We start from the raw sequence: 26082 nt of genomic DNA on the forward strand, positions 1-26082 counted from the left end.
GAGACGCCTTGAAGGAGGTGACTACGTTGCATACAAGACAGTCGACCCACTCCGGTGTGCTTCCTCAGCGCCGGACTCTGGAATCCGTGTCAGCAGACAAGCCGACGAGAGCGCACGAAACGGGACACGGACACCGCGACCCTGTTGCGGTATCTGGTGTGCGACATGGGCGAGGGGAGACCACTGCCCCGATTCCAGGGCAGTGGCGTCACCCGGACGGGCAACCGTCCGGAGACCGGGGCCGTAAGACCCCACCAACCCATCCGGTCGTGCTCGTCCTCGACAAACGCGGCCGGCCACTACAACCGTGCACACCCGCCCGCGCCCGCAAACTGCTCGCCGCCAGCCCCGCGGTCGTACACCGGCACACCCCATTCGTCATCCGGCTCAAGGACCGCACCGTGGGCGAGTCCGAGATTTTGGGGGTCGAGGTCGGGGTGGACCCGGGGTCGAAGGCGACCGGCGTCGGCGTGTTCATCGCCCAGGCCGACGTCCGGACCGGGCTGCTCGCCGGGATCCTGCGCCAAGCGAAGACACCGCTGCGCGACGCCGCCGCGGCGAGTTCGACCCGGTGGGCGTTGTGGCGGGCCCTGACCGGCACCGGCCTACCAGTGGCGGTCGCTACCGGCGGCCGCACGAAATGGAACCGGCACCGTACCGGCGCACCGAAAACCCACACCCTGGACGCGCTGCACACCGGCGCACTCGACACCGTCACCCGGTGGCCGGACACGGCGCTGGTCGCGACGTCGACGGGCCGGGGCAGCCACGCCCGTACCCGCAGCGACCGGTACGGCTTCCCCCGCCTGCGCCTACCGAGGACGAAACAGGTGCACGGCTTCGCCACCGGTGACCTCGTCCACGCAGTCGTCCCAACCGGTGTCGAACGGGGCACGCACACCGGCCGGGTCGCCGTACGCAGCACCGGCAGATTCAACATCCGTACCGGAGCCAGCCTGGTCCAAGGGATCCACCACCGGCACATCCGGCTCCTGCAACGCGCCGACGGCTGGGCCTACACCCGCCAACCCGAAGGAGCACCAACCCATGCCTGACACGAAACCTCCGGGCCGTACCGGGCTTCCTCCCGGCCCTGAAGGACCGGGTTTCCGCCCTCAGGGTGCTATGACGAACCAGCCAGTAGGGAAGACCGGCCGCCTCTACGGGGTCGGGCTGGGCCCCGGCGACCCGGAGCTGGTCACCGTGAAGGCGGCCCGGCTGATCGCCGCCGCGGACGTGGTGGCCTATCACGCGGCCCGGCACGGGCGCAGCAACGCGCGCGCCATCGCGGCCGGCTACCTGAGGGAGGGCCAGATCGAGGAAGCCCTCATCTACCCGGTGACCACCGGGACGACCGACCATCCGGGCGGCTACCAGGGCGCCATCGACGACTTCTACGCCGAGTCGGCGGCCCGGCTCGCCGCGCACCTGGACGCCGGCCGGGACGTGGTGGTGCTGGCCGAGGGCGACCCGTTCTTCTACGGCTCCTACATGCACATGCACAAGCGCCTGGCCGGCCGGTACGACACCACCGTCGTCCCCGGTGTCACGTCGGTCAGCGCCGCGTCGGCGGTGCTCGGCCGGCCGCTGATGGAGCGCGACGAGGTGCTCACCGTGCTGCCCGGCACGCTGGAGCCGAAGGATCTGGCGGAGCGCCTGGCCGCCACCGACTCGGCGGCAGTGATGAAGCTGGGCCGCACCTTCGAGGGTGTCCGGGAGGCGCTCACCGAGGCGGGCCGGCTCGACGACGCCTGGTATGTGGAGCGCGCCACCACCGGCCGGGAGCGTTCCGGCCCGTTGCGGGACGTCGATCCGGCCACCGTTCCGTACTTCTCGCTGGCCCTGCTGCCGAGCCCGGCCGCGACCGCGTTCGGGTCCGGCGCCGCGGCATCGGCCGGGTTCGCCGAGGCCCCGGTGGACACCACGTTCAACGGCACGGCCGCGGCGCCGGCCGAGCCGCACGGCGGCCTGGTCAGCCTGGAGGACGCGAACGCCGCCGCGCTGACCCGGTTCGCGAGCGGCGACGACCGCGGCACCGGTGGGGTGACGGTGGTCGGGCTGGGGCCTGGCGCCCGGCACTGGCTGACCCCGGAGGCGCAGGAGGCGCTGGCCGCCGCCGACGACCTGGTCGGCTACGGCCCCTACGTCGACCGGGTGCCGCCGAACCCGCGGCAGCGCCGGCACTCCTCCGACAACCGGGTCGAGGCGGAGCGCGCCGCGTTCGCACTGGACCTGGCGAAGGGTGGGCGCCGGGTGGCGGTCGTGTCGTCCGGTGACCCGGGGGTCTTCGCGATGGCCGCGGCCGTCCTGGAGGTGGCCGAGGACCCGCGGTGGCAGGACGTGCCGATCCGGATCATCCCGGGTCTGACCGCCGCGCAGGCGGTGGCGAGCCGGGCCGGGGCGCCGCTCGGGCACGATTTCTGCATCCTGTCGCTGTCGGACCGGCTCAAGCCGTGGTCGGTGATCGAGTCCCGGCTGGAGGCGGCGGCCGCCGCCGACCTGGTGATCGCCGTCTACAACCCGGCCTCGAAGAGCCGCCGGGCGCAGCTGGTCCGGGCGCTGGAGCTGTTGCGCGGCCACCGCCGCCCGGGGACGCCGGTGGTGGTGGGCCGGGATGTGGGCGGGCCGGCCGAGTCGGTGCGGATCACCACCCTGGCCGCGCTCGATCCGGCCACCGTCGACATGCGCTGCCTGCTGATCATCGGCTCGTCGCAGACCCGTGCGGTCACCCGCGGCGACGGCACCACGGCCGTCTTCACGCCGAGGCACTATCCGGCCTGAGGCCGGTTGCGGATCGGTCGGCAGCACCCGTTTTGAAACGCGCCCCGGACGGCGGCCGTCGGCCAGCGCCGCCGTGGTGAGGGGTGGGTGAGGGTCCGCTACCGGGCTGCAACCACGTTGCAGCGGCGCAGTTCTCCACCTGACATGGGGGAGACCGAATAAGAGGGGGTCGGTGAACAAACTACGAGCCTAGGGGCTGACCCACCAGTGAGTACTGCTCGCAAGCACGCTGCGATTCTGCTTTCCTCGCTGTTGCTCGCCCTCGCCGTGCCGGCTTCCCACGCCTTCGCGGCGCCGCCCTCGTCCAAGGTCGCCGCGTCGTCAAAGGCCACCGCCAAGAAGGCCACGACCAAGAAGGCCAAGAAGGCGACCACCAAGAAGGCCGCGACCAAGAAGGCCAGCACCAAGAAGGCCAAGAAGGTCACCACCAAGAAGGCCAAGAAGGTCACCGCCAAGAAGGTCACCGCCAAGAAGGTCACCGTCAAGAAGGTCGCCCCCAAGCCGCCGGCCAAGTCGGCCGCGGTGCAGTCGGTCACCCGGAAGTCCCGGCTCGCCGCGGTGTTCTCCGCCAAGAGCATGAACTACTACCCGTCGAACGCCGGGTGGTCGGCGATGTGGACCAACTTCGATGCCGCCCGCGTCGACGCCGACCTGGCGAAGGCCGCCGAGCTGGGCGCCGACAACGTCCGCGTGATCATCTTCCCGCAGTCCTTCGGCTTCCCCCAGCCCAAGGCCGTGTACGCCGACCGGCTCCGCAAGTTCGTCAGCATGGCCGACTCCCACGACATGACGGTCAAGTTCACCCTGTTCGACTGGTGGGCCGGCTACCAGGACGCGGCCGGCAGCGCCGCCTGGGCCAAGGCGGTGCTGGCGCCGTACGCGAACGACCCCCGGGTGCTGTCCGTCGAGCTGAAGAACGAGTTCGACGCCACCGACACGGCCGCCGTGGCCTGGGTTCGCAAGCTGATCCCGGCGGTTCGCACCGCCGTACCGAACATGCCGTTGACCCTGTCGGTGGACGGTGGCGCGGGCGCGGCCGGTCTGGCCCGGATCAAGGGGTCGCTGACGTCGGCCCCGCTGGACTTCTACGACTACCACTTCTACGGCAGCTCGGAGCGTGCCCACGCGGAGATCCGGCGCGCCCAGGCCGCGGTCAGCCCGTCCCCGCTGGTGATCGGCGAGACCGGGCTGAGCACGGCCGGCAACAGCGAGGGCGGCCAGGCCGCGTACCTGGCCCGGGTGTTCGAGGCGGCCCGGACGGCCGGGGTGAAGTCGGTGGCGCCGTGGACGCTGTACGACTTCGGCCAGGGCGCGATCCCGTCCAACTCGCAGGTCTCCCGGATTCCGGCGCAGTACAAGTTCGGCCTGTACCGCGCGGACGGCACGGCCAAGCCCGCCGCCGCGGTGGTGCGCGCCGCCTGGGCCGGGAAGAAGCTGGACAACAAGGTCCTGGACCTCGGTTTCGAGTCGACCGAGCCCGCCTCGCCGTGGCGGCCGTACCTGTCCGAGGTCGGCACCGCCGTGCGGGCGAAGGGCGAGGGCCGGACCGGTTCCTTCTCGGCCCGGTTCGCGCAGACCGGCCGGAACGGCACCAACATGCCGTCGATCCGCGTCTCCCCGATCGCCCCGGTGACGGCCGGCGGCAAGTGGCACGCCGAGGCGTGGGCCCGCGGCGTCGACGTGACCGGCACCAACGAGATCGCGCTGAGCTGGTTCGACATCAACGACCGCTGGCTGGGCCAGACCAGTTCGAAGCAGGTCGCGAAGGGCACCAGCGGCTGGACGAAGCTGACCGTCGACGCGGTCGCCCCGGCCGGTGCGACGAGCGTCCAGCTTCACCTCAAGTCGGGTGACAACCGCGGCACGGTCTGGTTCGACGACGTCTCGATCTCCTGATCGGCGCCGATCCGGGACAACAGGCGGGCGTACGCGTCGACAGTGCGCCCCCAGGAGGACGGATCGGTGTGCCGCTGCCCGGCCAGCCCGGCGGCCCGGACGATCGCCTGCCGTAGCTCGTCCGGGTCGGCAGCCGGCACCAGGACCGCGCCGCTGTACGCCTCCGCCGCCTCGACCAGCCCGCCGACCGCGGTCACCACCACCGGCAGGCCGTGGCTCATCGCGATGTGCAGCGGCCCGCTGGCCGAGCTGCGCCGGTACGGCAGCACCACCACGTCGGCGTTCGCGAAGTACTCGTTGACCTCGGCGTCGGCCACGTACCGGTTGACGAACGAGATCCGGTCCCGCACCGGCGAGCCGGCGATCATCTCGCCGGGCCGGGTCCAGCCCTCCCACGTCTCCCCCACCACGGTCAGGTGGTACCGCGGGCCCAGCGACGCGAACGCCTCGATCAGATCCTCGAGACCCTTGTACGGCCGGATCGTCCCGAAGAACAGCAGGCGGCAGACGTCGTCGCCGGGTTCGCGTGCCGCCCGGTCCGGCACGTGGTGGTCGAACGGGCCGTGCAGCGCCACCTCGCACGGCACTCCGTCCAGCCGGTACGCCTCGTCGAGCGCCTCCTCGTCGTACCGGGAGTGGACGACCACCCCGTCGGTGCGGCTCAGCATCGGGCGGATGCAGCGGCGCACGTACCGGGCCGCCCACCGGTGCCGGGCCTCCCCGGTGTCCTGCACCTCGTGGAACTCCACGATCACCCGGATGCCGAGGGCCCGGGCCGCCAGGGTGAGGGCCAGGTAGGAGTGCAGGACCGTACCGGTCCACCACTGGAGCACCAGCACGTCCGGGCGGAACCGGCGCAGGAACGCCAGTGCCCGGAACAGGCTCGGGACGGCGTACCAGTCGATGCCGTCGAAGACCCGTACGTCCTCGGAGTAGCGCAGGTCGGCGAGAGTGTGACCGACGCGCTCACGTCCGGGGTAGAGCCGGGCCGGCAGCAGCCGGCGCATCAGGATCGTGCCGACCTCGTAGCGTTCCGCCAGCGCGTTGCTGAGCCGGCAGGTGTAGTAGCTGATCCCGGAGAGGAACCGCCAGCCGGAGCCGACCACCAGGATGCGGTCCGGACGGTCAACGGGGGTGGGCCGCGATGCAGGCACGGTAGACCTCCTCGATCTTCGGTACGACGCGGGCCGCGGTGAATTCGAGGCCACGCTGCTGACCGGCGGCCCTCAACCGGGCGGCCAGGTCACGGTCGGTGAGCACGCGCCGCAGCGCGGTGTGCAGGGCGCCCGGGTCGCCGGGCGGGACGAGCAGGCCGCTCACGCCGTCCTCGACCACGTCGAGCAGGCCGCCCGCGGCGGACGCGACGAGCGGGGCGCCGGCCAGCATCGCCTCGACCGCCACCTGGCCCATCCCCTCCATCAGCGACGGCACCACTCCGGCGGCGGCGCCCCGCCAGGCGGCCATCACGCTGGGATGCGGCACATCGGTACGCAGGTGGACGCCGTCCGGGACGGGCGGGGTGTCGTCACGCTGAGTACCGAGGCAGACCAGTTCGGGCGGCTCGTCCGGGCCCTGCCAGTCGGCGCAGAGTTTCTGGTACGCGTCGAACAGCACGTCGATGCCCTTGTGCGGGCCGAGCTGGCCGACGAACAGCAGGTAGGGCCGGTCCGGCAGCCACTCCGGCCGCGGGGTGTCCCGGGCCAGCGCGTCCAGGCCGTCCGGGACCAGGCTGGAGATCACCCGTACCGGCAGTTCGCCGGGCAGCCGGGCCAGGTTCAGCGCGGACGCCACCGACGACGAGATCGCGGTGAGGACGTCGATGCCCCGGTGCCGCTGGGCTCGCAGACCGGCGGTGAGCAGGGCGGACCTCGCTGTGCCGTACTGTTCTGCGGCACACCGCACACATCGGCCCAGGGCCGGCCCGTCGCAGCGGCGGCCCTCCCGCGCGAACGTCTTGCGCACGCACGTCAGCCCGAAGTCGTGGGCGGTGTGCACGTGCGGCAGCCCGTTCGTCCCGGAGCGCAGCGGCAGGTAGCTGTACATCAGCCAGTCGTGACTGTGCACCAGGTCGAACTCGTTCTCACGCAGCACCCGCGCGATCTCCGCGGTGGTCAGCGGGTCGGCGACGGTCGGATGGAACGGTTTCCGAGGATCCCGGTTCATCCCGGGCAGCAGGGTGTTGGCGACGCTGCGGACGCGGATCACGCGTACCCCGTTGATCATCTCGTCGTGCGGCGCCTTCGGCGTCGCCAGCGTGAGGACGGTGATCTCGTGCCCGCGGCGCACCATCTCCTCGCCGCTGGTGGCGATGCTGCGCTCCAGGCCGCCGATCACCGGCGCATAGAGATTGGACAGGTGCAGAATCCTCATCGGTCTTCTCCGGGTCGGGGGCTCGCCGCCGGCTTGCTGCCGCTTCTCAAACCCACGGGGTACGCCGTGAGCGCTCATTCCTTCGCCATCGCTCTCGTGGTCGCCGCTTTCCGGTCGCGCTCGGCCCACCCGGACGGCGCCCGCCGCACCACCGCCTCCGGGCCGGCCGGCTCACCGGCGGCCGGTGTGCGGGCCGGTTCACGGAGGGTGGGGCGGTGGAGGAGGGCCACGGCCGCGACCAGGAGGGCGGCCGCGGTCTGGCCGGCCAGCCAGGCCAGGCCGGCGCCGGTCACGCCGTGGGTGGGCAGCAGCAGCCAGGCCAGGACCAGGCAGGTCACGGCACGGATCAGGTTGAGGCGGCGGCAGAGCCGGAACTCGCCACGGGACCGCCAGTGCGCCACCGCCAGGTTGGCCACCGCGTCCGGGAGAGCGGCCAGCACCAGGATCCGCAACAGCGTTCCGCCCTCGGTGGCGTAGGCCGTGCTGCACAGGCCGAGCACCAGATCGCCCCCGGCCAGCAGGGCGACCGCGGGGCCGCCGACCACGGCCGCCACCACGACGGCGGCGCGGGTGACGGTGACCTGGGCGGCGTTGGTCCGTTCCGCGTACAGGGCCGAGGCGACCGCCGGGGACACCATGAAGAGCATCGAGGCGGTCATCCAGGCCAGGTAGAAGTGGGCGTTCGCATCGGCGCCCAGCCGGGCCGTGACCAGCACCGGCAGGAGCGCCGCCGGACCGGCCTGGGTCAGGTTGATCAGATGATGGCCGGTGAGGGCGGCCCGCAGATGGGGCAGTTCGGAGCGCAGGCCGGTGAGCCGCGCCCGGGCGCCCGGGCGGAGCCGGCCCAGCGCGGCGACGATCGTGATCAGGCTGATCACCAGCGCCGGCAGGGTCCAGGAGAGCAGCACCGCCACCGCGCCGTGGAAGCCGGCGGCGAGCACCCCGGCCAGGGCGGCGATCTTGCCGCCGGCCACGGCCAGGTTGCGCAGCAGCATGCCGTGCCCGGCCCGGTGGGCGACGTAGAGGTTGTCCAGCAGGGTGGTCAGCGTGACGGCGACGGCGGTGGCGATCAGCGCCGCCGTCGCGCCCGCCCCGGCCAGGAACGCGAAGTTCCCGGACAGCGCCGGAACCACCACCGCGGTCACGGCGGCCGTGGCCGCGGTGGCCACCGAACCGGCGAACAGGCCGGCGCCGACGACGCGGGACCAGGTTCCGGTGTCGATGCCGGGCAGGCGCTGGATGAACATGTGCCCGGCGCCCAGGTTGGCGATCATGCTGACCGCGGTGGCGGCCGAGATGAGGGCGGTCGCCGGGCCGACCTGGTTCGGCGGGACGGTCCGCGCCGCCAGCATCCAGTAGAGATAGCCGAGACCACCGTTGCCCACCGTGGTCGCCATGATCAGCAGGCTGTTCCAGGCCAGTGAGTCCCCGGACAGCCGCCGGGCAGTGGCGATCAGCACGTGGTCCACTCCGTCTTCTCCAGGACGGGGATCGGGCCGAAGGACCTCTCGCCGGCGGGTGCGCGGTTCGCGTCGTCGGTGGGACGCGGGCCGGTGAAGCGGCCCCGGAAGCCCGGGCGGTTCACGCCGGCCGTGGCGTCCCCGGCGGTCGCGTCCCCGGGAACGGCGGCGGTGTCCTTGACAGCCGGCTGTTTCTGATCAGGGATGACCGCCGTACCTCCGGTGCCCGGGTGATCGGTGCCGGGAACGGCGGCCGTCGCTCCCGGCACGGGGCGAGTTCCGCCGTCGGCGCCCGCGCCCGCTTGACCGGCGCCGTCGCGGGTCCTGGGCCGGTGCCGACCGGCATCCGGGCGGGTGTCGGCGGCACGGTCACGGGCCCCCGGCCGGTGGCCACCGGGAACAGCGGCATCCGCACGGGCGTGACCGGCGTCGTCACGGGTGCCTCGCCGATGACCGCCGGGAGCCGTTGTATCGCCGGCGTCCGGGCGGGTGTGAGCAGCGCCGTCGCGGGACTGGGCGCCCACCCGGTCGGCGACCGCGGCATCGGCCGGGACCGAGCCGGGACGACCGGAGTCGCCGTGCGTGGTGCCGGAGGCGGCGGTGGAAGTGTGCCGGCCCCGGCAGGAGGTGGAGCGGGTGAGGGCGGGCAGACCGCGGGCGTAGAAGCCGGTGCTGATCGCGCCGACGCTGATGTCGATCGCGCGGAGGCAGCCGTCCGGGGGAAGGGCCGGGATGTGGACGATCAGCGAGCGGACCGTGTCGGCGGCCACCGTCAGCGGGTCGCTTGCGACGACCTGGCCGCCGACCCGCAGCCTGAGCCGGATGGTGGTGTCGGCCAGGCCGGCGCTGGCCACCCGGACCGGGACGGACAGGCCACGGGCCGGAACGGTGACCGGGCGATTGATGGCGGCCGCCCAGCCACTCAGCGCGACGCTCAGGTAGCCGGGCTCGGCGGGGCGCGGCGCTTTCAGATACCCGCGGACGGCCACCGCCCCGACGGCCACCGCCAGCAGCACCGGGACGCCGACGATCGCGGCCGTCCGGGCGTACCCCGGCTCGTGGTTCTGACCATCCGCCGGGGCCGCGGCCCCGGCAGAAGGGTGACCGGCGAGACCTGTGGCTTCCTCCCCCGTGCCTGGGGCCGCGTGGCTGCGCTGGGACGGCAGGACGGCCGGAGCGACCGCACGGCGGGTGGTCAGGCGTTCCCGCAGCAGAGCGGCCCCCGCGAGGAGTGTCGCGGTGGTGGCGGCGCCCACGGTCAGCGGGACCGGCCTGACCTGGTGCCCGGCGAGGTGCAGCAGCAGCGCCACCAACGGCAGGGTGATCAGGCCGCTGACGGCGGACAGACCGGCCCGGACGGCCGGCAGCGCGGTCTCCGCCGGGCGGCCGGGCAGGGCGCGGATCCAGAGCTCGCCGATGGCGTGGAGCGCCACGAGGCAGAGCGGGACGGCGAGCCAGGGCCGGCCGGCGGCGGTGAGGGCGCCGCCGAGGCCGGCGTACGCGAACAGCAGCGGCCGAATCATCATGCCCCCCTGCGGACGCGCTGGCCCAGGCTGTCGAAGTCGAAGCGGTAGATCGCCACGTGCGGCCCGTCGTAGATCTTGATCAGCCAGGGCAGGGTGTCGAATTTGGTCAGCTGGGACCGGGTGAAGCCGGGTTTCCCGTTGTGCGGGATCGGCTCGTTGTTCTCGAAGTAGATCTTGATGTCCGGCACCTGTTCGGCCATCCGGCGGTCCACCACCAGGTATTCGAAGCGCCAGGTCCGGAGCTGCTCCAGGATGGCGGCGGGCATCGGCCTACCGGGCTGGGCGATGTACAGGTCGTAGGCGCGGAAGCTCTCCGAGCCGGTGGTCGGCTCCTGCTCGCCGTACGATCCGAAGATCAGCCCGGAGTAGCGGTCGGCGACCAGCCGCGCGCCGCGGCCCCGGGTCTCCAGCAGCCAGCGGGCGGCGGCCATCACCTCGGGGGTGGCGGCCCGGGTGTCCGAGCCGAAGACCGGCGGGCCGGGCATGCGGTAGGCGGGGTTCATGCCGGAGGCCGTGTTACCGATCATCACCAGGGCGCACCCGGTCAGCAGCAGGGCGCCGACCGGGCCGGATGCGGTCAGGCGCGAACGGCCGATCGGCCGGCGCGCCCGGTCCAGCAGCGCGATGATCAACGGGGCGACGGCCAGGGCGATGCCGAGGTAGCTGAACGCCCAGGACCGCCGTGCGCCCTCCGCCCCCGAAGGCGTGAGGATCAGCAGGGTGGCCGGGAAGTAGAGGGCGCCGAGCAGCAGCATGGCGGCCGAGAGAGCCCGGGTGAGCGGTTCGGCGCGACCGCGGCGGCGCCACCAGAGCAGCGCGGCGCCGACCGCGGCGAGCAGGGCGAACCCCGGGGCGGCGAACGCGGCCTGCTGCTCCCACCAGGGTGCGATCGACTGGCTGAACAGGGTGCGGCCGCCGGAGCCGCCGCCCGCCATGCCGCCGAACTGGTCGAGCGCCCGGCCCAGGTACGGCTGGAGGTAGCGGCCGGTACGCGGCGAGACGACGCCCATCCAGATCGCCACGGTCGCGCCCGTGGCGATCGTGAGCAGCCACCCGGTGCGGGCCGGGCCGGACAGCACACGATCGCGCCAGGCGGCGACCGTGCAGCAGAACGCGACCAGTCCGAACATGCCGGTCAGCCAGATCGCGGTGAGATGGTGGGTGGCGGCGATCGCCACGGACAGCACCAGCGTCAGCGCGAACCAGCGGGCGCGGGCCGCCCGGCCGTGGGCGCGGACGGCGCGCAGCCCGGCCACCAGGGCCCAGATCATCACGGCGATCGCCAGTGACTCGTAGCCCAACTGGGTGTCGAAGTAGAGGAACGAGCTGTTGAGGCTGTAGATGATCGCGGCCGCGGCGGCGATCCGCGGGTCCGGCCAGAGCTGTCCGGCCAGGACCACGACACCGAGCACCACCAGTACGTGGGCCAGCATCAGCACGCACAGGGCGGCGTGCCAGACGGTGAGGCCGGTGAGCGAGGCCAGCGAGGCGACGGTGGCGTGCAGGCCGGGATAGTCGCCGATCACCCGGACGATCGGGTTCTGCTGGAACAGCACGCCGTCGAGGAGGATGTCCCGGCTCTGTCCCCAGTGGGCGTACTCGTCGTGGAACAGCGGTCCGGTGGGGTTGCGCAGCAGCTTCGGCAGGTAGGTGAAGCAGGCGTAGCCGATCAGGACGGCGAGCCGGAGCCGGTGGTCCGAGCCGCGGCGGATCCCCCAGTACGCCGCCGGCAGCGTGAAGACCAGCATCCCGCCCCAGAACCAGGTGAACGCGCCCTCCTGTCCCCATTCGGCCCGCCGGTACGCGATGACGAGCGCAGCGGCCCCGACCGCCGCGGCGATCGTGAGACTGGTCCCGGCGACGGCCGGCCCGGCCCAGGCGCGCCGGGACGGCTCGGGCGGCCGGTCGTCCCGCCGGTCGGTGGTACGGCCGACCGTGGCCGATGCGCTCGCCAGTTCACTCATGGGGTGACGGCACCTGCCGCGGGTGCCGTGCGGTGGGTCACCGCGGCGTAGACGTCCCGGGTCGCACCCACCACGTCCGGCCAGGTCGGCAGAATCGCGGGACGGGTACGGCCGGCGGCCGCGGCGGCGGCGAGGGCGGCCGCCAGCGCGGTCTCGTCGTCCGGGTCGGCGAACCGCAGCCACGCGCTGTCCCCGGCCAGCTGCGCGACCTCCCGGTGCGCCGGGATCGGGGTGGCGACGGTGGGCAGACCGGCGGCGAGCGCGTCGGCCACCCCCATGCCGAACGCCTCGTACGCGGAGGCGGACACCGCCGCCGATGCCTGGGACAGGCAGGTGTCGAAGGCCGCGTCGTCGAGCCGCCCGTGGAAGACCACCCGCCCGGCCAGCCCGAGGTCGGCGGCGAGCTGCCGCAGCCGGTCGCCGGCCGGGCCGGTGCCGACCACGTCGAGGCGGTGCTCCGGGCCGAGCCGGGTCATCGCCCGGATCACCCGGTCCACCCGCTTGTACTGCTCCAGCCGCCCGACGCAGACGATGCGCCGGGTTCGGGGCGGCCGTGCGCTGGGGGCCGGCCGCGGATCGGTGCCGTTCGGGATGACCACGATCCGGGTGGCGACCGCCGGGAAGTCCCGCAGCACCAGCTCGCGTTCGGCGGAGGTGACGCAGACGACGGCCGAGGCCCGGTGCATGACGGCACGGCCGAGCGGCCGGTAGAGCGGATGCAGAGCGGCCCGGAAGCGGGTGTGCCCGGTGCCGTGGTAGTGCGGTGTGAACACCAGCGGAGTGCGGTTGCCCAGGGCGGCGCAGAGCGCGGCGAGGGCGTGGTAGCTGTGTGCGTGCAGGACGTCGTACTCGGCGGCGTGGGCACGCAGCCAGCGCCACAGCGGGACGGAGAGCCGGTAGTTGCCGGCCGGGACGGTGAGCGGGAAACGGCGTACCACGACGCCGTCCACGGTCTCCACCGAGCGGGTGGCGTGCTGGGTGATCACCTCGACGTCGTCGCCGGCGGCGATCAGCCCCGCGCAGAGCCGCTTGACATGGGTCTCCACCCCGCCGATGTCGGGGTGGTAGGCGTTCGAGACGACTCCAATCCTCATCGCGACACCTCCGCTGCGCTCCGGTGTCGCGACGAGAACTGGACTGAGCCTGATGATTCGCTCGCAAGCTCGCTCATTGCGCCAGTTCCTTGGCCCGGCGTCCGGCCTTGGAGCGCTTGGGCCGCCACTCCCGGGCGATGGTGCGCAGCACCCGCATCCCGTCGGTGAAGGCGTTGAGGTTGCTGACGCCGTGGATCCGGGAGTGCTCGAAGCTGGCGACCTCGACGATGGCCAGGTCGGCGCGGGCCGCACGCAGGTTCAGCAGGGTCTCGATCTCGAAGCCGTCGCCCCACAGCCGGCCGTCCGTGTTGTTCGGGGCCGGGGAGGTGCTGTCCAGGTCGAAGACGTCCAGGCAGTGCGCCCAGAACGCGTTGTAGCCGTAGCAGAGGTCGCTGTACCGGGTTCCGAACAGGACGTTGACCAGCGTGCTGAGGCACTTGTTGCCGGCCCGGCGCAGCCGGGTGATGTCGGCGCTGCCGCCCGCGCCCTGGAAGCGGGAGCCCTTGGCGAAGTCGGCGCCGTCGCGCAGCGCCTGGACGAAGCTGGGGATCTCCAACGGGTCGGTGGACCCATCGGCGTCGATCATGACGATGATGTCGCCGGTGGCCTGGGCGAATCCGCAGGCCAGGGCGTTGCCCTTGCCCTTGCGGTTCTGCCGTACGACGTGGATGTCGGGCCGCAGCCGCCGGGCCACCGCCACGGTGTCGTCGGTGGATCCACCGTCGACCAGGACGATCTCGTCCACCTCCGGAAGCCGCGCGAAGACGTGCGGCAGGTTCCGGGCCTCGTTCAGCGCGGGGACGATGACGCTGACCCGGGGCCGTGGCTCGGCATCGCCCTCGGGCGGGGTCGCCGGAATCTTGATCTCGATGTCGGTGGCGGTCAGGGACATGACGTCGCCGGTCTCGTCGGGGAGCACACGGTTGGCCGTGGGCATGGCTGTCTCCGATCGGGGCATGGTGGGAGTCGGCCCGGTCCGGGCCGGGGGCATGGTTAGGGGCCGGGGCGCGTGCGCCCCGGCAGGAAGAGAAGGCGTGTCAGGCCTGCGGAGTGGTGACGGCCCAGTCGTAGACGTCCTGGCGGGAGGTCACGTCGCCGGTGGCTCCGGTGAACCCGATCCACCCTTGGTTCTCACCGGTGGTCTGGGCGACGTCCACGCTCTCGTCGAGCACGAGCTCTTCGGTGGCGCCGTCCGCGAGGGCACGGACGTGGGCGGTGATCCGTTTGGCGTCGGCGTCGTAGCGGATCCGGGCCTGGAACGGCTTGCCGAGCAGCGGGATCGAGGGCTCGGCGGCGGCGACGTGCTGGTCGGGGTTGCCGCCGAGCGTCACCGCGAGGTGGTTGCTGCTGGGGTCGGGCGAGTTCTGGTAGGTGTCGAACTCCACCGCCACGCTGCGCCTGATGCCCCGGTAGCCGATTCCGCCGCCCCAGCCGCCGAGCACCCGCGGGCCGATACTTTGCGCCACGAAGGCGATGCCGTCGGCGCCGGTCCGGCCGACGCCGCGCAGGCGCGCCGTGAACTCGACCTCGAACGAGCGGGTCAGGTCCACCGGCTTCACCAGCCAAGCCGATCCCATCTGCTTGAAGCCGTCGTTCGTGAGCCGGATGATGGGCTTGCTGTCACCCTCGCGGTTGACCAGCTCGGCCGTCCCGCTGAGCGACAGCTCCCGGTCCGGCCGCGGCTTGCCGTCGACCGCGAACGCTCCTCCGGATTGCGCCACGGCGGCCATGGAGAACAGGACGGAGGCCCAGAGAGCGCCCCGCGCCACTCGGGATGAACGAGAAAAACGCACGACATGCTCCGTTTCAGCGGATTTGCCCGACTTAGACTTGGCCAAAGCTAGGACAGTCCGCGAAGCCGCGTTAGCGAGTCTCCGTTATTACCCCCGGATGGTTTCACCGCCGAGGGAACCGTGCGTATGTGACCCATCGCCGATAGTAGGCATTAATGGGCAGTTTTCCGGCTGGGTACCGGCGAGTAACAGCCTTAGCGGAGCAGGCGCTCGCGCTTCGGATCGAACAGGGGCTCGGCCGTCACCGTGGCGAGCAGCCTCCGGTCGAAGTATCCGATCTCCACCTGCGTGCCGGGGACCGCCAGGACGGAGGGCAACCAGGCGTACGCGATGGGCGCCCCCACCGAACATCCGTACGCCGCACTCGTCACATGGCCCACCACGAACCCGCCCGCGTACACCGGCTCACCACCCACCGGGACGTCCCCGGTCTCCGCCAGCACCAGACAGGCACTGCTCCGCTCCGGGTCGGCCTCGTCCTCGTCGGTGGTGTCGGTCCACCGGAGCCGGTGGCCCTTCTCCATCCGCAGGCAGTCCCGGGCCAGCCGGCCGGCGGCGACCAGGCCGAGCTCCCGGCCCGTCTCCCAGAGGGTGTCCCACAGCCGGGGCCCGTACCCGGCCTCGGCCCAGATCTCCCAGCCCAGCTCGCCGGCGGCGGAGACGCGCAGCAGGGTGACCGGCGCCATGCCGAGGTGCCCCTCCCGCGCCTGGAGGTGGCCGAAGGAGGCGAGGTCGACCGTGGTTAGCGGGGCGAGCAGCTCCCGGGCGGCCGGACCCCACACCGCGAGCGCGCAGGTGCCGGCCGAGACGTCGCGCACCGTGACGCCGGGCGGGACGGCGCGCAGCAGCCGGTCCAGGTCGAGCGGGCCGTTGGCGCCGATCAGGAACCGGGACCCGGCGAGCCGCGTCACGGTGACGCCGCCCCGTGGCCGGATCGTCCCGACCGGGATGTCGGCGCCGGCGGCGAACGGGCCGGTCACCTCGATCCGGGTGAGCGGCGTCAGGTCGAACAGCCCGACCCGGCGGCGCGTCAGCCGGGCCTCGGTCTCGGCGATCGGTGACCAGTGCCGGCCCGACCACTCGTCACGGGTGACCGGCGGGTCGGGGGCGGGGTTGGACGCGTACCACAGCGGGATCTCCCAGCCACCGTCCTCGCCGAACACCGCGCCCAGCTCGGCCTGCCGGGAGTGGAACGGCCCGATCCGCAGATCGCGGACCCCGGGCGGGTCGGCCGGATGGGCCGGCCGTTGCTCGTCGGCGAGCCGGCGGACCGCGCGGCGCCGTACGTACTCCGGGGCGAGCCGGCCCGGGTCGAACCGGTTGAGATCGCACTCGTGCAGGTCGATCACCGGACGGCCGTCGATGATCCACTCGGTGAGAGCCTTCGCCACGCCGGCCGAGTGCGCCACCGGCACGGCTTCGGCGACCCACAGACCGCGCGGCTCCCGGGCCTCGCCGAGCAGCGGGAACCCGTCCGCGGTCACCCCGAGCACCCCGTTGTACGCCTCGTCGAGGGCGGTCCCGCGCAGCGCCGGGATCAGGTCGGTGGCCGCTGTCCAGGACTGCCGGAAGGTGTCCGGGGTGAACGGCAGCAGCGCCGGGTGCGCGTCGCCGGGCAGGTCGCCGAGCCGGACCGGGCGCGGATCGGGCCGGACCGAGCCGATGCCCAGCCGGTCGCCGTGGGCACGCAGGTAGAGGCCACGGTCGGGGTGCCGGACGATCGGCAGGGAGTCGCCGGCGCCGGCCGCGGTGGTTCGCACGTACTGCTGGACCATCGGGACGATCGGCCGGGCGGTGGCGCCCCAGAATCCGGTGCAGCTCACCACCAGGTCGGCCGGGAAGACCTCGTCCTCGGCCGTGTGCACCCCGGTGATCCGGCCTTTGTCGGTTTGCAGATCGGTGACACGCCTATTTCCGATAAACCGCGCGCCGCGTGCCGTGGCGTTCGCGGCCTGGGTCTCGGCGGCCCGGACCGCCGCCACCAGACCGTCCGACGGGACGTGCAGACCGCCCAGGACCAGCGACTTCTCCAGCAGCGGGAAGAGGGCGAGACAGCCGGCCGGGTCGACGACCGTGGAGTGGACCCCCCACGCCTCCCCGAACCCGTGCCGCCGGTGCAGATCGGCGAGCCGCTCCGGGGTGGTGGCCAGTTCCAGTCCGCCGACCGGCGAGTAGCAGCCGAGCCGTGCGTACTTCTCCGCGGTGTAGCGGGCCAGCCTGGTCATGGTCCGGGACGGCGCGATCTGGGAGACCAGCCCGGGAGTGTGCGAACTCGACCCGCCGGTCTCGAAGAGCGGCCCCTGCTCCAGCACGGTGACATCGGTCCAGCCCCGCGCGGTCAGCTCGTCGGCCATGGCACAGCCGGTGACGCCCGCGCCGATGATCACCACCGCCGGGCCGGGCAACGGTCAGCCCGCCGGGCTCAGCGGCGCCGTCCAGCGCAGGTGGGGATGACGGGGAATCGATCGCAGCCGGGCGTGCCGCCGGGCACCGAACCGGCGGGTCACCAACCGGATCTTCTGGGCTCGCGGCCGCACCGGTTGATGGAGCGCCATCGTCGAAATCACCGTTCTTCCCTCCACCCATGCGAGGCCGCGGCCACACTGTGGGACAAGGATCTTCACGTCCGGGGCCGAGGTCAATGGGCCGATCCGTCTTTTACATCTGTGCAACAAGCCCGGCATACTGCCCGGGTGCGTCATCCGTTCCTCGACGGCCCCGGCCCGCTCGCCTTCGCCCATCGCGGCGGGGCCGCGGCCGGTGACGAGAACACCGCGGAGGCCTTCGAGCGGGCGGTCGCCATGGGCTACCGGTACGTGGAGACCGACGTGCACGCCACGGCCGACGGGATCCCGGTCGTCATCCACGACGCCGAACTCGACCGGGTCGCCGGCCGGGCCGCCCGGGTCGCCGATCTGACCTGGGCCGACCTCGCCACCGTACGGGTGGGCGGCGCCGCCGCGGTGCCTCGCCTCGACGATGTGCTGCACGCCTGGCCGCGGATCCGGTTCAACATCGACGTCAAGTCCGACCCGGTGGTCGAGCCGGCCGTCGCCGCGGTCCGGGCGGCCGGCGCCGAGGACCGGGTGCTGCTCGCCTCGTTCAGCGACGCCCGGCTGGCCCGGGTCCGGGCGCTCGGCGGGCCGAAGATCGCCACATCGCTGGGCATGCGCGGTGTGGCGCGGCTCCGGATCGCCGCGACCGCCGGAGTCCGGCTCCGCCCGCCGGAGTCGGTGGCCGCCGCCCAGATCCCGGTCCGGCACGGCCGGATCACCCTGGTCACGCCGCGCTTCGTGGGCTACCTGCACCGGCTCGGGCTGCACCTGCACGTATGGACGATCGACGATCCGGAAGAAATGAACCGGCTGCTCGATATGGGCGTGGACGGAATCATGACGGACCGCATCGAGGTACTTCGCGACGTCTATGCGGCGCGCGGTTCCTGGTCCGGCTGAGGAGTTGGCCGCTCACAGACTGTTCCGCTAACCTCCCAGTTCAGCGGCATCTGTCCAAGATCGCATGAACCCACGACATCATCCGAACGGATGATGCTGGGAGTTCAAGACGGTTCCCATATTTTTTCTTTAAGTTCACCGTAAGAATTCCTCAAATCTCGGCGCGGAATTGCTTTCTGTGAAACACGTCCCTAACGTCTGCGGCGTCCGGGAACTTGGGGAAAAGAAGGTCTCGTCATGCGAAGCTCGGGTCAACGACGCACCCGGCTGTTGGCCGCCGGTGCCGTACTCACCGCGATCGGCGGCGTCATCGGTTTCACCCAGCTCGCCTCGGCCGATGAGAACAGCACCAAGGCCGGCGAGAGTGGGGCCGGGAAGGTGGTCGGCAACAACCTGACCATCCTCACCGACACCTGTGTGGACAGCGACTTGCCGGCACACGACGGCTTCCAGCGCGGCGAACGATGCGTGTCCACCGAGTTCGGCGAGGTCGGCGCGGCCGCCAACAACCCCACCCTGCTCATCACCCGGGCACCCGACGACGTCACCGTCGGCACCCCGTTCACCCTCCAGGTCAGCACCCGCAACCTGATCCGGGACCGCTTCCTCGCGGCCGGCCAGGGCGGCTACTACGTGGAGAGCAGCGTTCTCCAGAACGGCCTGGTCCGCGGTCACTTCCACACCGCCTGCCGGATGCTGACCAGCACCGACGAGGCGCCCGAGTCCGCGCCGGTGCCGGCGTTCTTCGTCGCCACCGAGGACCGTCGCGGCGGCGCCGACCCGGACACCGTCACCATCCAGGTGCCTGGCCTGCCGCAGGAGGGCATCGCACAGTGCTCGTCCTGGGCCGGTGACGGCTCGCACCGGATCCCGATGATGGAGCGCGCCAACCAGACGCCCGCCCTCGACTCGGTCCGGATCACCGTCCGGGCCGACAACGGTGGCCAGAACGGCGGCGGCAACAACAACGGCGGCAACAACGGCGGCGGTCAGAACAACGGCGGCGGCAACAACAACAACGGCGGCGGTCAGAACAACGGCGGCGGCGGCAACAACGGCGGCGGCGGTCAGAACAACGGCGGCGGCAACAACAACGGCGGGAACGACACCAACAACGGTGGCGTCACCCCGACCACGCCCCCGACCAGCGCGGTGCCGACCACCAAGGCGACCACCAGGCCGACCAAGCCGTCGACCACGAAGACGGCCACCGCGACACCGAACCGCACCACGGTGACCGCGACGCCGCGCACCAACTCGACGACCACCACGACCGGCGGCGGCAACGAGACCGCGGGCACCTCCGGCAACAACGGCGGCACCGCCACCTCGGAGCCGAAGGACGAGACCACCACCGGTACGACCGGCGGCTCCGGCAACGAGAACGAGAACTCCGGCAGCGACGAGACGACGGCGCCGACCAAGAAGCCGACCAAGAAGGCGACGGCCCAGCCGGAGTTCGACCCGGAGCCCGAGGCGACCGAGACCGACGGCCCGGCGCTCGCCGGCGACCCCGGTGACGGCGCGCCCGACGAGCCGGAGAGCACCGCCGACACGGTGGCCGAACCGCCGGCCCAGCAGAGCGGCCCGATCGCCCTGGTCAGCAACAACCTGGCGTGGATCGGCGGCGGCGCGGTCCTGGTCCTGGTCGGTCTGGTCATCGCGGCCTTCATGCGGACCCGGCCCCGTTCCTGGAACTGACCGGCGCGGAGCAACGTAGGGAGGGGCGGGACCCGGCCGGGTCCCGCCCCTCCCTCATGTGCGAGTGACAAGGATCACCGCGCGGCCTTTCATGATCGCGACCGGGAGCCGCTGAGCGGCGGCGACCGACACGGGGAGTGTCCGCCGATCGGTGTCCGAGTTCGCTTCCGGGTGAGAAAGTTCCGGGAAACCGGAGGCCGGGCGGTAGATCGCCGCGAATAAGGGTAGCCTTACCTGCCGAGATCAGTCCCACCGGCAGTGAGGTGCAGTCATGGCGAACAGACCCGCGCGACCGTGCCACGAGGCCGTGGTCACCCGGGTGGAGCAGCTGACTCCGCACATGGTGCGGGTGGTGGTCGGCGGTGACGCCCTGACTCGGATCCAGGCCGGGCAGTTCACCGACCACTACATCAAGGTGCTCTTCCCCCAGGCCGGCGTGGACTATCCGGCGCCGTTCGACATGGGCCTGATCCGCGAGACGATGCCGCGTGACACGTGGCCCATGGTGCGCACCTACACGGTCCGCCGATGGGCGCCCGAGGCCGGCGAGATGTGGGTCGACTTCGTGGTGCACGGAGACCAGGGCATCGCCGGGCCGTGGGCGGCGCGGGCCCGGCCGGGCGATCCGTTCCGGTTCATGGGGCCGGGCGGCGGCTACGCGCCGGACGCGTCGGCCGACTGGCACCTGATCGCCGGTGACGAGAGCGCGATCCCGGCCATCGGCGCCACCCTGGAGCGGATGCCAGAGGGTGCGCCGATCCGGGCGTTCATCGAGGTCGCCGGGCCGGAGGAGGAGCAGAGGTTCGACTGCCCGGGCGACGCCGAGATCACCTGGCTGCACCGGGGCGGGCGGCCGGTCGGCGAACCGCTGGTCGCCGCGGTGCGCGGGCTGGAGTTCCCGGCCGGACAGGTGCAGGCGTTCGTGCACGGCGAGGCCACCTTCGTGCGTGACCTGCGCCGGCTGCTGCGGGTCGAGCTCGGGTTGCCGATGAGCCGGCTCTCCGTCTCGGGTTACTGGCGCCGCGGCATGAACGAGGACGGCTGGCAGTCCAGCAAGGCCGAGTGGAATGCGCAGATCGAGCGCGAGCAGGAGCCCGCGACCGCCACCGTGTAAGGAGTGTGACGCCCAGCACTCAATACCATGGTGCTGGTGCTGATCAAGCAGAAGACCCACATCGGGGCGCTCGTCGGGCTCGTTCTGGCCGCGGTCAACCTGCGGCTCGCGGTCACCAGCATCGGGCCGGTGCTCACCGAGATCCGGGCCGGGCTGGGCATGAGCGCCACGACCGCGGGGCTGCTCACGTCCGTACCGGTGGTCTGTTTCGCCCTGATCGGGCTGGCGTCGCCCCGCCTGGCCCGGCGTTTCGGTGCCGCGCGGGTGATCCTCAGTGGGCTCGTCCTGCTCACCGTGGGCCTGGCGGTGCGGCCGTACACCGGCGCGCCCGCCCCGTTCCTGCTCTTCAGCGCCGTGGCGCTGGCCGGGATCGCGCTGGTCAACGTGCTGCTGCCGTCGATCGTCAAGGACCGCTTCCCGGACCGGGTGGGCACGGTCACCGGCCTCTACTCGGTGGCGCTCAACATCGGCGCCACCACGGCCGCGGCGGCCACCGTGCCGCTCACCAGCGCGTTCGGCGACTGGCGGCTCGGTCTGGCCTGCTGGGCGCTCGCCGCGGTGATCGCCCTGCCGCCGTGGCTCCTGCTGGCCCGCTCCCGGTCCGCGACCCCACAAGATCAAGATCAAGATCCGTCGCCGGTACGGGTGAGCCGGCACCCGGTGGCGTGGGCGCTGGCCGTGTACTTCGGCATGCAGTCCACCTCGGCGTACGTGATCATCGGCTGGTTGCCGCAGATCTACCGCGACGCCGGCCTGTCCGCCTCGCTGGCCGGCGTCCTGTTCGCGGTGACGTCCCTACTCGGCGTGCCACTGTCGTTCCTGCTGTCGGCGTACGCGGGCCGTCTCCGCTCACAGAGCGGCATCGCGGTTGCACTGGGCCTGTTCGGCATCGCCGGCTGGACCGGCCTGTGGTTGTCGCCGGGCGCCGCCCCGTGGCTGTGGGCCACCCTCCTCGGCGTCGTGAACGCCGCCTTCCCGCTGGCCCTCACCATGATCGCCCTGCGCGGCCGCACGCCCGCCACCGTGGTGCGGCTGTCCGCCTTCGCCCAGAGCGTCGGCTACCTCTTCGCCATCCCCGGCCCGATCGTGGTCGGCCTCCTGCACGAGGTCTCCCACGGCTGGCGGCTCCCCCTGGCCCTGATGATCGTCCTGATGATCCCCCAGCTCACGGCCGGCTATTTCGCCGGCCAAAACCGCCAGATCTAGCCCCTCCCGCCGCCCTCCCGCCCGGGTCGATCTTGGACGCTTCCCCACCTCATCCGGTAGCCAATCGCCCAAGATCGCCCACCGCCCGCGCTCGCCGACACGCGCTACGCGATCTTGGACGTTTTGCCACCCACCTGGTGGTCAGCCCGGTGCGCCGAGACCGAGGAAGTGCCGGCGCACCGGGCCTGAGCAAGGCCGCCCGGAAGGTCAGGCGGTGGGGACTGGCAGGTCGGCGGTCAGTCAGGCGGTGAGGGCTAGCAGGTCGGCGGTCAGTCAGGCGGTGGGGGCTAGCAGGTCGGCGGTCAGTCAGGCGGTGGGGGCTAGCAGGTCGGCGGTCAGTCAGGCGGTGGGGGCTAGCAGGTCGGCGGTGAGTTCGGCGGTGGGGGCGACCACGCCGCACCGGGTCTGGATGTGCCGGAGGGCGTCGGCGTGGTGGGCCGGGCTGAAGTCGGCGACCGCGTCGGTGACCACGAACGGCTTGATGCCGCGCATGAACGCGTCCAGTGCGGTGGCCAGGACGCCGATGTGGGCGTACACGCCGGTGACGATCAACTGGTCGCGGGAGCCGAGCCGGTCGGCCAGGTCGGTGCCGACGAAGGCGCTGTAGCGGCGCTTGGTCAGGACCACGTCGCCGGGCGCCGGGCACAGCGCCTCGGTGATGGCCAGGGCCTGCGGGTCGGCGGGCGGGCCGTCGCCCCAGAAGTCCTGGAGCAGGCCGCGTTCCTCGCGGGACTGGCCGCCGGGCTGGGCGGAGAAGAACACCGGGATCCCGGTACGGGCGGCGTGCTCCCGCAGTGTGGCGATGTTGCCGACCACCTTGGACAGCAGCGCGTTGTCGGCGGTGCCGAACGGGGCCAGGAAGTAGTTCTGCATGTCGTGTACGAGCAGCGCGGCCCGGGACGGGTCGACCCGCCAGTCGACTTTGCCGCCGGCCCGGTTGAAGCCACCGGGGACGCGGTACGGGGTGATGCGGGGAAGCATCAGGCTGTTCCTTTCGATGCGGCGAGTTCGCGGAGGAGGGCGCGCAGCTCGCGGCGGCTGGTCTTGCCGACGCCGGTGACCGGGAAGCCGTCCACCACCCGGAGCCGGTCGGGGATCTTGAAGGTGGCCAGGCCGCGGTCCCGCAGGTGCTCGCGGATGTCACGCAGTCTCGGGGCGGTCATCCCGTCCTTGACCACGACGAACGCGCAGCTGCGCTCGCCCAGGTAGGTGTCCGGCACCGAGACCACGGCGGCGTCGTGCACGGCTGGGTGGGTGAGCAGGTGGTCCTCGACCTCCTCGGCGGCGATCTTCTCGCCGCCGCGGTTGATCTGGTCCTTGGCCCGGCCCTCGACGACCAGGTAGCCGCCGTCGAGCCGCCGGACCAGGTCGCCGGTGCGGTAGAAGCCGTCGTCGGTGAACGCGGTCCGGTTGTGCTCGTCGGCCCGCCAGTAGCCGCGGATCGTGTACGGCCCGCGGGTCAGCAGGTGCCCGACCGTGCCGTCCGGCACCGGGACGTCCTCGTCGTCGACTACCAGCACCTCGTCGTCCGGGGAGATCGGCCGGCCCTGGGTGTGCAGGACGATGTCGTCGCCGTCGTCGAGGCGGGTGTAGTTGACCAGGCCCTCGGCCATGCCGAACACCTGCTGGAGTTTGCAGCCGAGCACCGGCTCGACCCGGGCGGCGACGGAGTCGAGCAGTTTCGCCCCGCCCACCTGGAGGACCTCCAGGCTGGGCAGGCCGGCGCCGAGGTTGGCCGCGGCGTCGAGCCAGATCAGGGCGAGCGGCGGTACGAGGGCCGCGATGGTGACCCGTTCCCGTTCGATCAGCGGGAACACCCGGGCCGGGTCGGGCGTGGTGGAGAGGACCACTTTGCCGCCGGCGTGGAAGACGCCGAGGACGCCGGGCGACGACATCGGGAAGTTGTGTGCCACCGGCAGCACCACGAGGTAGGAGCTGTCCGGGGTGAGTTCGCAGATCTCGGCGCTGGCCCGGACGCTGTAGAGGTAGTCGTCGTGGGTCCGCGGGATCAGTTTCGGCAGGCCGGTGCTGCCTCCGGAGAGCTGGAGGAACGCCAGGTCGGAGGGAGCCGGGCCGTCAGGCAGTTCCCCATCCAGATAAAGAGATCCGAGGGCGGTGTGCGAGCCCGGGTCGCCGGCGACGATGAGCTTGGCGGCGCCGGCCACCGAGGCGAGCGTGCGGTGGTCGAAGCCGTCGTACACGTCGGTGGTGATCAGCGCGACCGCGGACGTGTGCGAGCAGAAGTAGCCGATCTCGGCGCCGCGATGGGCGGGCAGTGCGAAGACGGGCAGCGCCCCGAGGCGGAACAGCGCGAAGATCACGTCGAAGTAGGCGGCCGTGTTCGGCAGTTGCACCACGACCCGATCGCCCCGGCGTACCCCGAAATCGTGCAGGCCCGCCGCGAAGCGTGAGGCGCGCTCGTGGAGCGACCGGTAGCTGACCCGGACGTCTCCGTCGATGACCGCGTCGCGGTCGCCGAACCTTTCGGCGGCTGTGCTGAGCAGGTCGAACAGGGTCTGGCCGGTCCAGTGGCCAAGTTTGCGGTACCGCTCGGCGAAGTCGTCAGGCCACATTGAACACTCCCAGGGCGGTCAGCATGGTGCCGAGTTTGGCGGTCGTCTCGGCGAGTTCGGCGTGCGGGTCGGAGGCGGCCACGATGCCGGCTCCGGCGTACACGTCGAGGCCCTCCGGCCCGGCGGTGGCGCACCGGATGGTGACCGCCCATTCGCCGTCGCCGTCGGCGTCGGCCCAGCCGACCATGCCGGCGAAGAAGCCGCGGTCGAACGGCTCCAGCTCGGCGATCGCCCGGCGGGCCGCGGCGGGCGGGGTGCCGCAGACGGCCGGGGTCGGGTGCAGGGCGGCGGCCAGGGCCAGCGAGGACACGTCCGGGTCGATGATCTCGCCGGTGATCCGGGAGCCCAGGTGCCACATGGTCGGGGTGGCGGTCAGCGTCGGCTCGGACGGCACCCGCAGGTTCCGGCAGTACGGCCGCAGCCCCTCGGCCACCGCCTCGCTGGCGAACGTGTGCTCGTGCAGGTCCTTGGCGGACTCCAGCAGCCCGGCGGCCCGGCGGGCGTCCTCGGCCGGGTCGGTGCTGCGCGGGATGGACCCGGCGAGCGGGTTCGCCGAGACGGTCCGGCCGCGCCGTGCCACCAGCAGTTCGGGGCTGGCGCCCAGGAGGGTGCGCCCGCCGCCGAGGTCGATGCCGAAGGTGTACGTGCCGGCGCCGCCGTACGCGAGGGCGCGCACCACCGGGGCCGGGTCGAAGCCGGGCGCCGCCAGCCGCAGCGCGCGGGCCAGCACGACCTTGGTGTACGCGCCGGCCTGGATCTCCTCGACCGCCCGGGCCACCGCGGCGATGTACCCGGGGTCGGGGATCGGCGGCAGGCTCTCCCGTGCGGCCGAGGCGGCCGGTACGGCGGGCGCGGCGCCGAGGACGGGCGCGCGCCGCAGACGCCGGGGCACGACGAGGCGGGCCGGCGCGTCGGGCGCGAACGGGACGGCCCCGACCACGGTACGCACCGGGTGCGTGCCGAGGACGGCCGCGACCTGCTCCGGCAGATCGGCGAGGCCGGACGTGTTCACCTCCGAGTGCACGCCCTCGGCGAGGAGGGTGCCGCGCGGCGACACGAACACCGACGACTGCCCGGCCTGGTAGGCGTCGAGCAGGTCGGCTCCGTCGAGGGTGGAGACTGCGGCGGACACGGATGATTCTCCCTTCA

The 26082-nt window shown here is 72.4% G+C and carries 18 protein-coding genes and 1 pseudogene; 7 read left to right on the top strand and 12 right to left on the bottom strand.

The window, feature by feature from the left end; genetic code table 11:
- Positions 1-269: 269 nt before the first annotated feature.
- The 3 genes from KZ829_RS20070 (at position 270) to KZ829_RS20080 (ending at position 4677) form a co-directional block, all read left to right on the top strand.
- Positions 270-1055: an RRXRR domain-containing protein gene (locus KZ829_RS20070; protein WP_220145469.1), complete on the top strand. Its 786-nt coding sequence runs from the start codon at positions 270-272 to the stop codon at positions 1053-1055.
- Positions 1056-1125: 70 nt separating this feature from the next.
- Entirely contained in the window at positions 1126-2781 is a 1656-nt protein-coding gene (locus KZ829_RS20075; protein ID WP_220145470.1) for a precorrin-2 C(20)-methyltransferase, read from the top strand.
- Positions 2782-2988: 207 nt separating this feature from the next.
- Positions 2989-4677 carry a glycoside hydrolase 5 family protein gene (locus KZ829_RS20080; RefSeq protein WP_308285586.1) on the top strand — a complete coding sequence of 563 codons (1689 nt, stop codon included), beginning with the start codon at positions 2989-2991 and terminating at the stop codon, positions 4675-4677.
- Here KZ829_RS20080 and KZ829_RS20085 read toward each other — a convergent pair.
- The 9 genes from KZ829_RS20085 to KZ829_RS20125 all read right to left on the bottom strand — a co-directional run bounded on the left by KZ829_RS20085 (position 4617) and on the right by KZ829_RS20125 (position 17289).
- Complete coding sequence (locus tag KZ829_RS20085) at positions 4617-5831, bottom strand: glycosyltransferase (RefSeq protein ID WP_308285587.1); 1215 nt, start codon at positions 5829-5831, stop codon at positions 4617-4619. The two genes, KZ829_RS20080 and KZ829_RS20085, sit on opposite strands and share 61 nt — an antisense overlap.
- A complete protein-coding gene (locus KZ829_RS20090; protein ID WP_220145471.1) occupies positions 5803-7047 on the bottom strand; it encodes a glycosyltransferase family 4 protein in 1245 nt (414 codons plus the stop codon). Before KZ829_RS20090 ends, KZ829_RS20085 begins: the two co-directional genes overlap by 29 nt.
- Before the next feature lie 74 nt (positions 7048-7121).
- Complete coding sequence (locus tag KZ829_RS20095) at positions 7122-8507, bottom strand: lipopolysaccharide biosynthesis protein (protein ID WP_308285588.1); 1386 nt, start codon at positions 8505-8507, stop codon at positions 7122-7124.
- Entirely contained in the window at positions 8501-10033 is a 1533-nt protein-coding gene (locus tag KZ829_RS20100) for a hypothetical protein (protein ID WP_220145472.1), read from the bottom strand. The genes KZ829_RS20095 and KZ829_RS20100 overlap by 7 nt, the downstream gene beginning before the upstream one ends.
- A complete protein-coding gene (locus KZ829_RS20105; protein WP_220145473.1) occupies positions 10030-11997 on the bottom strand; it encodes a hypothetical protein in 1968 nt (655 codons plus the stop codon). Before KZ829_RS20105 ends, KZ829_RS20100 begins: the two co-directional genes overlap by 4 nt.
- Positions 11994-13091 (bottom strand): glycosyltransferase family 4 protein, encoded by a 1098-nt coding sequence (locus KZ829_RS20110; protein ID WP_220145474.1) that lies wholly within the window; start codon positions 13089-13091, stop codon positions 11994-11996. Before KZ829_RS20110 ends, KZ829_RS20105 begins: the two co-directional genes overlap by 4 nt.
- Before the next feature lie 73 nt (positions 13092-13164).
- Positions 13165-14028 (bottom strand): glycosyltransferase family 2 protein, encoded by an 864-nt coding sequence (locus tag KZ829_RS20115; RefSeq protein ID WP_220145475.1) that lies wholly within the window; start codon positions 14026-14028, stop codon positions 13165-13167.
- A gap of 100 nt (positions 14029-14128) precedes the next feature.
- A complete protein-coding gene (locus tag KZ829_RS20120; protein WP_246635962.1) occupies positions 14129-14821 on the bottom strand; it encodes an L-type lectin-domain containing protein in 693 nt (230 codons plus the stop codon).
- Between the two features lie 257 nt (positions 14822-15078).
- Positions 15079-17289 carry an FAD-dependent oxidoreductase gene (locus tag KZ829_RS20125; RefSeq protein WP_220145477.1) on the bottom strand — a complete coding sequence of 737 codons (2211 nt, stop codon included), beginning with the start codon at positions 17287-17289 and terminating at the stop codon, positions 15079-15081.
- 288 nt (positions 17290-17577) lie between these two features.
- Between KZ829_RS20125 and KZ829_RS20130 the strand changes: the two genes are divergently transcribed.
- From KZ829_RS20130 to KZ829_RS20145, 4 genes and pseudogenes are all read left to right on the top strand, one after another.
- Positions 17578-18339 carry a glycerophosphodiester phosphodiesterase family protein gene (locus tag KZ829_RS20130; protein ID WP_308285589.1) on the top strand — a complete coding sequence of 254 codons (762 nt, stop codon included), beginning with the start codon at positions 17578-17580 and terminating at the stop codon, positions 18337-18339.
- Between the two features lie 384 nt (positions 18340-18723).
- A pseudogene (locus KZ829_RS43145) lies at positions 18724-19269 on the top strand (Pecanex-like protein 1); the annotation flags it as partial.
- A gap of 1042 nt (positions 19270-20311) precedes the next feature.
- On the top strand, positions 20312-21154 hold the full coding sequence (locus tag KZ829_RS20140) for a siderophore-interacting protein (protein ID WP_220145479.1): 843 nt from the start codon (positions 20312-20314) through the stop codon (positions 21152-21154).
- Positions 21155-21190: 36 nt separating this feature from the next.
- Positions 21191-22360, top strand: a complete 1170-nt coding sequence (locus KZ829_RS20145) for a CynX/NimT family MFS transporter (protein WP_308285590.1) — start codon at positions 21191-21193, stop codon at positions 22358-22360.
- Between the two features lie 339 nt (positions 22361-22699).
- Here the strand turns inward: KZ829_RS20145 and KZ829_RS20150 are convergent, their stop codons facing one another.
- Genes KZ829_RS20150 through KZ829_RS20160 form a run of 3 tightly spaced genes read right to left on the bottom strand, consistent with a single transcriptional unit; the run spans position 22700 to position 26065 of the window.
- Positions 22700-23341, bottom strand: a complete 642-nt coding sequence (locus KZ829_RS20150) for an isochorismatase family protein (protein WP_220145481.1) — start codon at positions 23339-23341, stop codon at positions 22700-22702.
- The gene (locus tag KZ829_RS20155; protein ID WP_220145482.1) at positions 23341-24933 is read right to left on the bottom strand and encodes a (2,3-dihydroxybenzoyl)adenylate synthase; all 1593 of its coding nucleotides are present in this window, start codon (positions 24931-24933) and stop codon (positions 23341-23343) included. Before KZ829_RS20155 ends, KZ829_RS20150 begins: the two co-directional genes overlap by 1 nt.
- The gene (locus KZ829_RS20160) at positions 24923-26065 is read right to left on the bottom strand and encodes an isochorismate synthase (RefSeq protein ID WP_220145483.1); all 1143 of its coding nucleotides are present in this window, start codon (positions 26063-26065) and stop codon (positions 24923-24925) included. The genes KZ829_RS20155 and KZ829_RS20160 overlap by 11 nt, the downstream gene beginning before the upstream one ends.
- Positions 26066-26082: the final 17 nt, after the last annotated feature.

Origin of the sequence: Actinoplanes hulinensis (genome assembly GCF_019429605.1) — a bacterium.
Taxonomy (GTDB): domain Bacteria; phylum Actinomycetota; class Actinomycetes; order Mycobacteriales; family Micromonosporaceae; genus Actinoplanes; species Actinoplanes campanulatus.

Excerpts from the sequence above, each read along its gene's own strand:
- KZ829_RS20120 (WP_246635962.1), bottom strand. The coding sequence starts at position 14,821 with ATGGCCGCCGTGGCGCAATCCGGAGGAGCGTTCGCGGTCGACGGCAAG.
- KZ829_RS20100 (WP_220145472.1), bottom strand. The coding sequence starts at position 10,033 with ATGATGATTCGGCCGCTGCTGTTCGCGTACGCCGGCCTCGGCGGCGCC.
- KZ829_RS20115 (WP_220145475.1), bottom strand. The coding sequence starts at position 14,028 with ATGCCCACGGCCAACCGTGTGCTCCCCGACGAGACCGGCGACGTCATG.
- KZ829_RS20090 (WP_220145471.1), bottom strand. The coding sequence starts at position 7,047 with ATGAGGATTCTGCACCTGTCCAATCTCTATGCGCCGGTGATCGGCGGC.
- KZ829_RS20155 (WP_220145482.1), bottom strand. The coding sequence starts at position 24,933 with ATGTGGCCTGACGACTTCGCCGAGCGGTACCGCAAACTTGGCCACTGG.
- KZ829_RS20105 (WP_220145473.1), bottom strand. The coding sequence starts at position 11,997 with ATGAGTGAACTGGCGAGCGCATCGGCCACGGTCGGCCGTACCACCGAC.
- KZ829_RS20110 (WP_220145474.1), bottom strand. The coding sequence starts at position 13,091 with ATGAGGATTGGAGTCGTCTCGAACGCCTACCACCCCGACATCGGCGGG.
- KZ829_RS20140 (WP_220145479.1), top strand. The coding sequence starts at position 20,312 with ATGGCGAACAGACCCGCGCGACCGTGCCACGAGGCCGTGGTCACCCGG.
- KZ829_RS20075 (WP_220145470.1), top strand. The coding sequence starts at position 1,126 with ATGACGAACCAGCCAGTAGGGAAGACCGGCCGCCTCTACGGGGTCGGG.
- KZ829_RS20150 (WP_220145481.1), bottom strand. The coding sequence starts at position 23,341 with ATGCTTCCCCGCATCACCCCGTACCGCGTCCCCGGTGGCTTCAACCGG.